This window comes from Serratia myotis, assembly GCF_027474885.1.
GTDB lineage: Bacteria > Pseudomonadota > Gammaproteobacteria > Enterobacterales > Enterobacteriaceae > Serratia > Serratia proteamaculans.
Map to the genome: position 1 here is coordinate 271,100 of NZ_CP099707.1, position 12,019 is coordinate 283,118.

Genomic DNA, 12,019 nt, shown 5'->3' on the forward strand with positions numbered 1-12,019 from the left:
GATAGAAGGAGTAACGCCGTGAAGGCACTGATTCTTTATTCTAGCCGTGATGGGCAAACACGTTCTATCGCTTCTTATATAGCAAACAAATTGCAGGATACGCTGCGCTGCGACGTGATCGATTTGCTGCAGGCGGACAATGTCGACCTCAATCAGTATCAGCAGGTACTGATTGGTGCCTCAATACGCTATGGCCATTTCCATCCGACGCTGGAAAAGTTCGTTAAGCGTCATGCCGAACAGTTGAACCTGATGCCGAGCGCATTCTTTAGCGTGAACCTGACCGCACGTAAGGCAGACAAGCGTTCTCCACAGACTAACGCCTATACCCGCAAGTTCCTGTTGTCTTCCCCCTGGCAGCCAAAACAGTGTGTCGTGTTTGCCGGCGCGCTTCGTTACCCACGTTATCGCTGGTTCGATCGAGTCATGATTCAACTTATTATGCGAATGACGGGCGGCGAAACGGATACCAGTAAAGAAGTTGAGTACACCGACTGGCAGCAGGTGGACCGTTTTGCTCAGGAGTTTGGTCATATTCAGTATGAAAAATGACGGAAACGCTGACTTGTGCAGCGCTTTGCCGAAAAAATCCGCGCTTGAAAAGTTTTTTGCATTTAGGGGTTGCGACCTTCTGAGAACTCCCTATAATGCGCCTCCACTGACCGGGAACAACGACTCCTCTAACGAGAACCAAGTCGCCGGGTCAGGAAGAGAAAAGCGAAATAAACGCTTGACTCTTCGGGTGAGAAGCGTAATATACGCCACCTCGAGATAGCAAGCTACGGCGGCTAACTCACTGCTCTTTAACAATTTATCAGACAATCTGTGTGGGCACTCCACAAGACGATATCCAGAACCTTCGGGTTCGAAAAAATATCAAGTCTTGAAGAGTGACCAAGCAATACGTTGTTTCGTTGGCTTGTCCAACAGAACGACTATTACGAAAGTTATTTTCGAGCATCGCTTCACGAGTTGAAGCAAATCAAGCTTTTAATTGAAGAGTTTGATCATGGCTCAGATTGAACGCTGGCGGCAGGCCTAACACATGCAAGTCGAGCGGTAGCACAGGAGAGCTTGCTCTCTGGGTGACGAGCGGCGGACGGGTGAGTAATGTCTGGGAAACTGCCTGATGGAGGGGGATAACTACTGGAAACGGTAGCTAATACCGCATAACGTCTTCGGACCAAAGTGGGGGACCTTCGGGCCTCACGCCATCAGATGTGCCCAGATGGGATTAGCTAGTAGGTGGGGTAATGGCTCACCTAGGCGACGATCCCTAGCTGGTCTGAGAGGATGACCAGCCACACTGGAACTGAGACACGGTCCAGACTCCTACGGGAGGCAGCAGTGGGGAATATTGCACAATGGGCGCAAGCCTGATGCAGCCATGCCGCGTGTGTGAAGAAGGCCTTCGGGTTGTAAAGCACTTTCAGCGAGGAGGAAGGGTAGTGTGTTAATAGCACATTGCATTGACGTTACTCGCAGAAGAAGCACCGGCTAACTCCGTGCCAGCAGCCGCGGTAATACGGAGGGTGCAAGCGTTAATCGGAATTACTGGGCGTAAAGCGCACGCAGGCGGTTTGTTAAGTCAGATGTGAAATCCCCGCGCTTAACGTGGGAACTGCATTTGAAACTGGCAAGCTAGAGTCTTGTAGAGGGGGGTAGAATTCCAGGTGTAGCGGTGAAATGCGTAGAGATCTGGAGGAATACCGGTGGCGAAGGCGGCCCCCTGGACAAAGACTGACGCTCAGGTGCGAAAGCGTGGGGAGCAAACAGGATTAGATACCCTGGTAGTCCACGCTGTAAACGATGTCGACTTGGAGGTTGTGCCCTTGAGGCGTGGCTTCCGGAGCTAACGCGTTAAGTCGACCGCCTGGGGAGTACGGCCGCAAGGTTAAAACTCAAATGAATTGACGGGGGCCCGCACAAGCGGTGGAGCATGTGGTTTAATTCGATGCAACGCGAAGAACCTTACCTACTCTTGACATCCACAGAATTCGGCAGAGATGCCTTAGTGCCTTCGGGAACTGTGAGACAGGTGCTGCATGGCTGTCGTCAGCTCGTGTTGTGAAATGTTGGGTTAAGTCCCGCAACGAGCGCAACCCTTATCCTTTGTTGCCAGCACGTCATGGTGGGAACTCAAAGGAGACTGCCGGTGATAAACCGGAGGAAGGTGGGGATGACGTCAAGTCATCATGGCCCTTACGAGTAGGGCTACACACGTGCTACAATGGCGTATACAAAGAGAAGCGAACTCGCGAGAGCCAGCGGACCTCATAAAGTACGTCGTAGTCCGGATCGGAGTCTGCAACTCGACTCCGTGAAGTCGGAATCGCTAGTAATCGTAGATCAGAATGCTACGGTGAATACGTTCCCGGGCCTTGTACACACCGCCCGTCACACCATGGGAGTGGGTTGCAAAAGAAGTAGGTAGCTTAACCTTCGGGAGGGCGCTTACCACTTTGTGATTCATGACTGGGGTGAAGTCGTAACAAGGTAACCGTAGGGGAACCTGCGGTTGGATCACCTCCTTACCTAATGATATTGATTGCGTGTAGTGCTCACACAGATTGTCTGATGAAAAAGTAATGAGCAAAAGCGCTACCTGTTGATGTAATGAGTCTCTGACTCATGCTGATACGAACCGATTAAGACGTTCAGTTTAATCGGATTTTCGTGTCCCCATCGTCTAGAGGCCTAGGACACTGCCCTTTCACGGCTGTAACAGGGGTTCGAATCCCCTTGGGGACGCCATCCGATAATGAGTGAAAGACATTATCACCGGTTCTTGCCGAACCGAAAACATCTTAAAGATGACTTTAACGAGTCGTGTTTAAGATATTGCTCTTTAACAATCTGGAACAAGCTGAAAATTGAAACATGACAGCTGAAACTTACTCCTCCGTAGAAGTACTGGAGTAAGGATTAACCTGTCATAGAGTCTCTCAAATGTAGCAGCACGAAGGTGGAAACACTTTTGGGTTGTGAGGTTAAGTGACTAAGCGTACACGGTGGATGCCTAGGCAGTCAGAGGCGATGAAGGGCGTGTTAATCTGCGATAAGCGTCGGTAAGGTGATATAAACCGTTACAACCGGCGATACCCGAATGGGGAAACCCAGTGCAATTCGTTGCACTATCATACGATGAATACATAGTCGTATGAGGCGAACCGGGGGAACTGAAACATCTAAGTACCCCGAGGAAAAGAAATCAACCGAGATTCCCCCAGTAGCGGCGAGCGAACGGGGAGGAGCCCAGAACCTGAATCAGTTCTTGTGTTAGTGGAAGCGTCTGGAAAGTCGCACAGTAAAGGGTGATAGTCCCGTACACTAAAATGCATTAATTGTGAGTTCGATGAGTAGGGCGGGACACGTGACATCCTGTCTGAATATGGGGGGACCATCCTCCAAGGCTAAATACTCCTGACTGACCGATAGTGAACCAGTACCGTGAGGGAAAGGCGAAAAGAACCCCGGCGAGGGGAGTGAAATAGAACCTGAAACCGTGTACGTACAAGCAGTGGGAGCCTACTAGTTGGGTGACTGCGTACCTTTTGTATAATGGGTCAGCGACTTATATTTTGTAGCAAGGTTAACCGTATAGGGGAGCCGTAGGGAAACCGAGTCTTAACTGGGCGAATAGTTGCAAGGTATAGACCCGAAACCCGGTGATCTAGCCATGGGCAGGTTGAAGGTTGGGTAACACTAACTGGAGGACCGAACCGACTAATGTTGAAAAATTAGCGGATGACTTGTGGCTGGGGGTGAAAGGCCAATCAAACCGGGAGATAGCTGGTTCTCCCCGAAAGCTATTTAGGTAGCGCCTCGTGAACTCATCTTCGGGGGTAGAGCACTGTTTCGGCTAGGGGGCCATCCCGGCTTACCAAACCGATGCAAACTCCGAATACCGAAGAATGTTATCACGGGAGACACACGGCGGGTGCTAACGTCCGTCGTGAAGAGGGAAACAACCCAGACCGCCAGCTAAGGTCCCAAAGTCATGGTTAAGTGGGAAACGATGTGGGAAGGCATAGACAGCCAGGATGTTGGCTTAGAAGCAGCCATCATTTAAAGAAAGCGTAATAGCTCACTGGTCGAGTCGGCCTGCGCGGAAGATGTAACGGGGCTAAACCATGCACCGAAGCTGCGGCAGCGACGCTTAGGCGTTGTTGGGTAGGGGAGCGTTCTGTAAGCCGTTGAAGGTGGCCTGTGAGGGTTGCTGGAGGTATCAGAAGTGCGAATGCTGACATAAGTAACGATAAAGCGGGTGAAAAACCCGCTCGCCGGAAGACCAAGGGTTCCTGTCCAACGTTAATCGGGGCAGGGTGAGTCGACCCCTAAGGCGAGGCCGAAAGGCGTAGTCGATGGGAAACAGGTTAATATTCCTGTACTCGGTGTTACTGCGAAGGGGGGACGGAGAAGGCTAGGCTAGCCGGGCGACGGTTGTCCCGGTTTAAGCGTGTAGGGGGAGTGACTTGGTAAATCCGGTTACTTATTCAACCCTGAGGCGTGATGACGATGCACTACGGTGCAGAAGTAGTTGATGCCAAGCTTCCAGGAAAAGCCTCTAAGCATCAGGTAACATCAAATCGTACCCCAAACCGACACAGGTGGTCAGGTAGAGAATACCAAGGCGCTTGAGAGAACTCGGGTGAAGGAACTAGGCAAAATGGTGCCGTAACTTCGGGAGAAGGCACGCTGGCGCGTAGGTGAAGAGACTTGCTCTCGGAGCTGAAGCCAGTCGCAGATACCAGCTGGCTGCAACTGTTTAATAAAAACACAGCACTGTGCAAACACGAAAGTGGACGTATACGGTGTGACGCCTGCCCGGTGCTGGAAGGTTAATTGATGGGGTCAGCCGCAAGGCGAAGCTCTTGATCGAAGCCCCAGTAAACGGCGGCCGTAACTATAACGGTCCTAAGGTAGCGAAATTCCTTGTCGGGTAAGTTCCGACCTGCACGAATGGCGTAATGATGGCCAGGCTGTCTCCACCCGAGACTCAGTGAAATTGAACTCGCTGTGAAGATGCAGTGTACCCGCGGCAAGACGGAAAGACCCCGTGAACCTTTACTATAGCTTGACACTGAACATTGAGCCTTGATGTGTAGGATAGGTGGGAGGCTTTGAAGCGTGGACGCCAGTCTGCGTGGAGCCAACCTTGAAATACCACCCTTTAATGTTTGATGTTCTAACTCGGCCCCGTAATCCGGGGTGAGGACAGTGTCTGGTGGGTAGTTTGACTGGGGCGGTCTCCTCCCAAAGAGTAACGGAGGAGCACGAAGGTTAGCTAATCACGGTCGGACATCGTGAGGTTAGTGCAAAGGCATAAGCTAGCTTGACTGCGAGAGTGACGGCTCGAGCAGGTACGAAAGTAGGTCTTAGTGATCCGGTGGTTCTGAATGGAAGGGCCATCGCTCAACGGATAAAAGGTACTCCGGGGATAACAGGCTGATACCGCCCAAGAGTTCATATCGACGGCGGTGTTTGGCACCTCGATGTCGGCTCATCACATCCTGGGGCTGAAGTAGGTCCCAAGGGTATGGCTGTTCGCCATTTAAAGTGGTACGCGAGCTGGGTTTAGAACGTCGTGAGACAGTTCGGTCCCTATCTGCCGTGGGCGTTGGAAGATTGAGAGGGGTTGCTCCTAGTACGAGAGGACCGGAGTGAACGCACCACTGGTGTTCGGGTTGTCATGCCAATGGCATTGCCCGGTAGCTAAGTGCGGAAAAGATAAGCGCTGAAAGCATCTAAGCGCGAAACTTGCCTCGAGATGAGTCTTCCCTGGGGACTTGATCCCCCTGAAGGAACGTTTAAGACTAAGACGTTGATAGGCTGGGTGTGTAAGTGCAGCGATGCATTGAGCTAACCAGTACTAATGATCCGTGAGACTTAACCTTACAACACCAAAAGTGTTTTGATTTGAGAGTAGATTTTCAGCGAATGTTCCGAGATTGGTTCTGATGGCTACGCGAGTGGCGGTTGGAATGAAACAGAATTTGCCTGGCGGCAATAGCGCGGTGGTCCCACCTGACCCCATGCCGAACTCAGAAGTGAAACGCCGTAGCGCCGATGGTAGTGTGGGGTCTCCCCATGCGAGAGTAGGACACTGCCAGGCATTAATTAAAGTCGAAAGCCTCATGCGAAAGCATGGGGCTTTTTGCTGTGTGCGAAAGAAAGAACAGACGCAGCTACGCCGTGTCCTGCGAGATAACTCCCCGCCACAATAACCCCGAATAATACCCAGCTGTTTACCTATAATATATAAATATTAACAATGTTTAAAAACGATGAATAACTTTAAATATATATAGCTCAGGTTGGATGGAGTATTTTAGTCCTCAGTAATAAGACCAATTTCTAAAGAAATGTAGGTATTAATCATGTTGACGCCAGTCTGGTTCGTATTCATCCATTAATTTATATAGAAAATACCTTATAAAACAATTGGAAATATTCCCTCGGTGGATGTTATCCAGATAAAAACTCTATCTATGAAAACAAATATTAGCCTGGCGAGCCGAATCGAGTAGACTAGGCGAAGGTTCATTTCCGTATAGGTATTTATCGTTATGTCTACTGAAAGCGCGTCATTAAAAAAACACAATACTTTTGCGCTCCCGGTCAACGCAGCGCATCTGGTCATTGCAGAAACAATCGAATTAATGATCAAGGTTTGGCAGAAAACGCAGAAGCGCCAAGAGCCGCTGCTGGTACTTGGGGAAGGGAGTAACGTCCTGTTTCTTGAAGACTTTGCCGGTACGGTTATGATCAATCAATTAAAAGGAATCGACATCAGAGAAGAGAAAGATGCCTGGTTTCTCCACGTTAGCTCTGGCGAGAATTGGCATGGTTTGGTTTGTCGCACTCTGGAAACCGGCATTTCCGGCCTGGAAAACCTGGCGTTGATCCCCGGCCTGGTAGGTTCAGCCCCTATTCAGAATATCGGTGCCTACGGTATCGAACTCAAAAGCGTATGTGACTACGTTGATCTATTGGATCTGACTACGGGCGCCATCGATCGCATTGCTGCATCAGACTGTGGTTTTGGCTACCGAGAAAGCATTTTCAAGCATCATTTTCAGAAGGGGCATATCATTGTTGGTGTAGGCCTGCGCCTTAGCAAGCAATGGGAGCCGATGCTGAACTATGGCGATCTGACAAAGCTGGACCCTGAAACGGTGACACCGCGTCAGGTCTTTGACTCTGTATGTGCAATGCGCCGCAGAAAATTGCCCGATCCTAAAGTGACGGGTAATGCAGGCAGCTTCTTCAAAAACCCACTGGTTGGTAGTGAAAAAGCCGCTGCATTGACCACCGAATATCCAGACATACCGCATTACCCGCAGCAGGATGGTCAGGTGAAGCTGGCTGCAGGCTGGCTAATCGATCAGTGTGGGCTGAAAGGGCACCAAATTGGCGGTGCGGCGGTACATAATCAACAGGCGCTTGTGCTGGTTAATGCGGATAATGCCACCAGTCAGGACGTGGTGGCGCTGGCTCGTCACGTACGTAATACCGTAGCGAAAAAGTTCGACGTATGGCTCGAGCCGGAAGTTCGCTTTATCGGTACTGATGGTGAGCTAAATGCCGTAGAGGTTCTCTCATGAAGGATACCAAAGTCCCTCTTAAGCTGATTGCGATACTGGCCGATGGTGGTTTCCATTCTGGTGAGCATCTTGGTGAGTTGCTGGGCATGAGCCGTGCAGCCATTAATAAACATATCCAGACCATCCGTGAGTGGGGTCTGGATGTGTATACCGTACCTGGGAAAGGTTATAGCCTGCCTGGCCCAATCCAATTACTGGATGTTGAGCGTATTCTTAGCCAACTGGCTGATAAGCGCGTCACCGTGCTACCGGTAGTGGATTCCACCAACCAATATCTGCTGGAACGTATTGGCGACCTGCAATCGGGCGATGCCTGTGTCGCTGAGTATCAACAGGCTGGTCGTGGCCGTCGTGGTCGCCAATGGATCTCGCCATTTGGTGCCAATCTGTATCTCTCGATGTTCTGGCGACTGGATCAGGGGCCTGCAGCAGCAATGGGTTTGAGTCTGGTCATCGGTATAGTGATGGCTGAGGTGTTGAAAGGCCTGGGTGCGGAAGGAGTCAGGGTCAAATGGCCAAATGACCTATACCTTAACGATCGCAAGTTAGCGGGTATCCTGGTTGAACTAACGGGTAAAACCGGTGATGCAGCACAATTGGTGATTGGCGCAGGTATCAATTTGGCGATGCGTGAAACCAATGCGAATGCGATTAACCAGGGCTGGATAAACCTGCAGGAAGCGGGGATTAATATCGATCGTAATGAACTGGCCGCCACTTTACTCAATGAGTTACGTCAATCGCTGCGACAGTTTGAGATTGATGGTTTGGCACCGTTTATTGCGCGCTGGCGTGCGTTGGATAACTTTATTGATCGGCCGGTTAAACTGTTAATCGGCGAACAACAGATCTTTGGTATTGCACGCGGCATCGATCAGCAAGGGGCTTTATTACTCGATCAAGAAGGTGTAATTAAGCCATTTATCGGTGGGGAAATATCTCTGCGTAGCGCCGAATAATTATCATTAATAAGGGGCAAGAGTGCCCCTTGTCTATTATTAAACTACTTTCTTAAGCGCACGTTTTCAACCGCGTGATTAGCACTCTTAGTCATTATCAGACTGGCTCGCTCACGTGTGGGTAGGATATTTTCCTGTAAATTCAGTCCATTAATCTCATTCCACAGCTGAGTGGCTATATTGATAGCCTCTGGCTCAGGTAGCTTGGAATAGTTATGGAAATAAGAATCAGGATTAGAGAACGCACCCTGACGAAACTTAAGGAATCTGTTGATATACCAGCTTTGCAGCAGTTCTTCAGGTGCATCGACATATATTGAAAAATCAACAAAGTCAGACACGAATACACGATGCGGATCGTGAGGGTAGTCCATCCCACTCTGTAATACGTTTAGCCCTTCCAGAATAAGAATATCCGGTTGTTCGATGACTTTATTGCCTTCGGGGACAACATCATAAATCAGATGGGAATATACCGGAGCGGTCACACGCTTGGCACCGGACTTCACTTCAGAAACGAATTTCACCAGGCTGTGCATATCGTAAGACTGTGGAAAGCCTTTTTTCTTCATCAGCCCGCGTTCGTTCAGCACCTTATTCGGATGCAGGAAACCGTCGGTGGTGATCAGTTCAACGCTACGATGTTCCGGCCAACTGCTAAGTAACGCCTGCAACAAACGTGCGGTGGTACTTTTACCTACTGCAACGCTGCCGGCAATACCGATAATGTAGGGGATTTTTTGCCCATCGGTGCCGAGGAATTGCTCAAGTACGGCCTGACGGCGCAGGTTGGAACTGATATAGAAGTTCAACAAGCGGGATAGCGGTAGATAAATCTGTGCTACCTCTTCCAAAGAGAGATCTTCGTTAATCCCTTTAAGTTTAACAATTTCTTCTTCTGACAGTGTCAGCGGCACCGAATTTCGCAACGCAGCCCACTGGGTACGATCGAACTGAAGATAGGGCGTCGCTAAAGATTGATCTCTTTTTATCATAAGCCAAATTCTGCCTGTTAACGCAGGTTGGGAAAGGCGCCGGACGCCAACTCCAGATAAGAAACAAGCTGCATATTATAGACAGCTTCGTTTTTGGCGTAGACTTTTTTCGAAAAAGTTGGCGATTAGTATGAGTTTATGTCAATTGTGCGAAGCGGCGCGCAGTAGGCTGAAGTCGATTTCGGCGTATTCCTGCTTCAATTCACAGCTTGCCGAATGGGGGGAAACTGCTGTTCAGGTAAAATATGTGGACGACACTCGCAAAAGAACAATTACAGTGTAGGGAGTGATGACTGTGATTGATGAATCTTTGTGCGCCTGACGGTATGAATTGCCAGACAGTAAGCAAAATTGGGTAATTTGTGAGCGAAAGTGCAGCTAACGCAATTTTTTTGTTGCATAGGCCGTCCGGTCTACCTAGAATGCGCTGCACTTGATGCCGGCTTAGCTCAGTTGGTAGAGCAACTGACTTGTAATCAGTAGGTCACCAGTTCGATTCCGGTAGCCGGCACCAATCAAGTCACAGTAGTTAAAATCTGGTGGGGTTCCCGAGCGGCCAAAGGGAGCAGACTGTAAATCTGCCGTCACAGACTTCGAAGGTTCGAATCCTTCCCCCACCACCATATCTTGCCTTCGGCAACTAACCGGCCAGCGATAAACTCGCAACGGTTAATCTGCGGAAGGGGAAGGCGAAAGCCTTCAGCAAGGTTCGAGTTGTGCAGCGCATTGCGTAGCCGGCCCGAAGGGTGAGAGTAAAGCGACGAACAATCCTTCTCCCACCTAAAAATTCTACAGAAAAGTCAGGTAGCCGAGTTCCAGGATGCGGGCATCGTATAATGGCTATTACCTCAGCCTTCCAAGCTGATGATGTGGGTTCGATTCCCACTGCCCGCTCCAAGATGTGCTGATATAGCTCAGTTGGTAGAGCGCACCCTTGGTAAGGGTGAGGTCGGCAGTTCGAATCTGCCTATCAGCACCACTTCTTATTCTCTCGCCCCCTGATTTTCTTTCTGTTCTGGATTCAACAAGCAACTGCTTGGTTGATGTGGTGATACCACCGATTTATCCGTGTCTTAGAGGGACAATCGATGTCTAAAGAAAAGTTTGAACGTACAAAACCGCACGTTAACGTCGGTACTATCGGCCACGTTGACCACGGTAAAACTACCCTGACTGCAGCGATCACCACCGTTCTGGCTAAAACCTACGGCGGTTCTGCACGTGCTTTCGACCAGATCGATAACGCGCCAGAAGAAAAAGCTCGTGGTATCACCATCAACACTTCTCACGTTGAGTATGACACCCCGACTCGTCACTACGCGCACGTTGACTGCCCAGGGCACGCCGACTACGTTAAAAACATGATCACCGGTGCTGCTCAGATGGACGGCGCTATCCTGGTTGTTGCTGCGACTGATGGCCCTATGCCACAGACCCGTGAGCACATCCTGCTGGGTCGTCAGGTTGGCGTTCCTTACATCATCGTATTCATGAACAAATGCGACATGGTTGATGATGAAGAGCTGCTGGAACTGGTAGAAATGGAAGTTCGTGAACTTCTGTCTGCTTATGACTTCCCTGGTGATGACCTGCCGGTTGTTCGTGGTTCAGCGCTGAAAGCACTGGAAGGCGAAGCTGAGTGGGAAGCTAAAATCATCGAACTGGCTGGCTACCTGGATTCTTACATCCCAGAACCAGAACGTGCTATCGACAAGCCGTTCCTGCTGCCAATCGAAGACGTCTTCTCCATCTCCGGTCGTGGTACCGTTGTTACCGGTCGTGTTGAGCGCGGTATCGTTAAAGTTGGCGAAGAAGTTGAAATCGTTGGTATCAAAGACACCGTTAAGTCGACCTGTACCGGCGTTGAAATGTTCCGCAAACTGCTGGATGAAGGCCGTGCTGGTGAGAACGTTGGTGTTCTGCTGCGTGGCGTTAAGCGTGAAGACATCGAACGTGGTCAGGTACTGGCTAAACCAGGTTCTATCAAGCCGCACACTCAGTTCGATTCAGAAGTGTACATCTTGAGCAAAGAAGAAGGTGGTCGTCATACTCCATTCTTCAAAGGCTACCGTCCACAGTTCTACTTCCGTACAACTGACGTGACCGGTACCATCGAACTGCCAGAAGGCGTTGAGATGGTAATGCCTGGCGACAACGTGAACATGAAAGTCACCCTGATCCACCCAATCGCGATGGACGACGGCCTGCGTTTCGCAATCCGTGAAGGCGGCCGTACTGTTGGCGCTGGTGTTGTTGCCAAAGTTATCGCTTAATCGCTGATAACATTTGACGCGACACGCGGTAAAAGGGCATCATTTGATGCCCTTTTTCTACGCTGTGAACTAGAACCTATCTCATCAGCGATTTTGCAGTCATAATCATTGGTGAGATGGGCTCTTAAAGCGTATTGACTGAGATACGTCATAGCGTAAAACACCGAAATGCTGCCGAGCAGCAT

General features: G+C 50.0%; 5 protein-coding genes, 5 tRNA genes, 3 rRNA genes and 1 other RNA gene. 13 read left to right on the top strand and 1 reads right to left on the bottom strand.

The window, feature by feature from the left end; genetic code table 11:
- Positions 1-18 precede the first annotated feature (18 nt).
- The 7 genes from hemG (at position 19) to birA (ending at position 8,566) form a co-directional block, all read left to right on the top strand.
- Positions 19-552 (top strand): menaquinone-dependent protoporphyrinogen IX dehydrogenase, encoded by a 534-nt coding sequence (gene hemG / locus NHG65_RS01215; protein WP_099065465.1) that lies wholly within the window; start codon positions 19-21, stop codon positions 550-552.
- A 439-nt stretch (positions 553-991) separates the two neighbouring features.
- A 16S ribosomal RNA gene (locus tag NHG65_RS01220) occupies positions 992-2,534 on the top strand.
- Positions 2,535-2,678: 144 nt separating this feature from the next.
- A tRNA-Glu gene (locus NHG65_RS01225) sits at positions 2,679-2,754 on the top strand.
- A 234-nt stretch (positions 2,755-2,988) separates the two neighbouring features.
- A 23S ribosomal RNA gene (locus NHG65_RS01230) occupies positions 2,989-5,897 on the top strand.
- Positions 5,898-5,999: 102 nt separating this feature from the next.
- Positions 6,000-6,115: ribosomal RNA gene (rrf, locus tag NHG65_RS01235) — 5S ribosomal RNA — on the top strand.
- The 16S, 23S and 5S rRNA genes sit together here with 1 tRNA gene alongside, the layout of an rRNA operon.
- Positions 6,116-6,569: 454 nt before the next feature.
- A complete protein-coding gene (gene murB / locus NHG65_RS01240; protein WP_499182858.1) occupies positions 6,570-7,607 on the top strand; it encodes a UDP-N-acetylmuramate dehydrogenase in 1,038 nt (345 codons plus the stop codon).
- Complete coding sequence (birA, locus tag NHG65_RS01245) at positions 7,604-8,566, top strand: bifunctional biotin--[acetyl-CoA-carboxylase] ligase/biotin operon repressor BirA (RefSeq protein ID WP_499182859.1); 963 nt, start codon at positions 7,604-7,606, stop codon at positions 8,564-8,566. Before murB ends, birA begins: the two co-directional genes overlap by 4 nt.
- Before the next feature lie 44 nt (positions 8,567-8,610).
- Here birA and coaA read toward each other — a convergent pair whose 3' ends face one another.
- Positions 8,611-9,561: a type I pantothenate kinase gene (gene coaA, locus NHG65_RS01250; protein ID WP_085117644.1), complete on the bottom strand. Its 951-nt coding sequence runs from the start codon at positions 9,559-9,561 to the stop codon at positions 8,611-8,613.
- Between the two features lie 438 nt (positions 9,562-9,999).
- Between coaA and NHG65_RS01255 the strand changes: the two genes are divergently transcribed.
- The 6 genes from NHG65_RS01255 (at position 10,000) to tuf (ending at position 11,834) form a co-directional block, all read left to right on the top strand.
- A tRNA-Thr gene (locus NHG65_RS01255) sits at positions 10,000-10,075 on the top strand.
- Between the two features lie 24 nt (positions 10,076-10,099).
- Positions 10,100-10,184 (top strand) — tRNA-Tyr (locus tag NHG65_RS01260).
- 46 nt (positions 10,185-10,230) lie between these two features.
- Positions 10,231-10,346, top strand: a non-coding RNA gene (locus NHG65_RS01265) — RtT sRNA.
- A gap of 37 nt (positions 10,347-10,383) precedes the next feature.
- Positions 10,384-10,458 (top strand) — tRNA-Gly (locus NHG65_RS01270).
- Positions 10,459-10,464: 6 nt separating this feature from the next.
- Positions 10,465-10,540: transfer RNA gene (locus NHG65_RS01275), tRNA-Thr, on the top strand.
- A 109-nt stretch (positions 10,541-10,649) separates the two neighbouring features.
- Complete coding sequence (gene tuf / locus NHG65_RS01280; protein ID WP_261428448.1) at positions 10,650-11,834, top strand: elongation factor Tu; 1,185 nt, start codon at positions 10,650-10,652, stop codon at positions 11,832-11,834.
- The last annotated feature ends 185 nt before the right edge of the window (positions 11,835-12,019 follow it).

What these genes read in the sequence shown, in the direction of transcription:
- murB (WP_499182858.1), top strand. Translation starts at nt 6,570, where the DNA reads ATGTCTACTGAAAGCGCGTCATTAAAAAAACACAATACTTTTGCGCTC.
- birA (WP_499182859.1), top strand. Translation starts at nt 7,604, where the DNA reads ATGAAGGATACCAAAGTCCCTCTTAAGCTGATTGCGATACTGGCCGAT.
- coaA (WP_085117644.1), bottom strand. Translation starts at nt 9,561, where the DNA reads ATGATAAAAAGAGATCAATCTTTAGCGACGCCCTATCTTCAGTTCGAT.
- tuf (WP_261428448.1), top strand. Translation starts at nt 10,650, where the DNA reads ATGTCTAAAGAAAAGTTTGAACGTACAAAACCGCACGTTAACGTCGGT.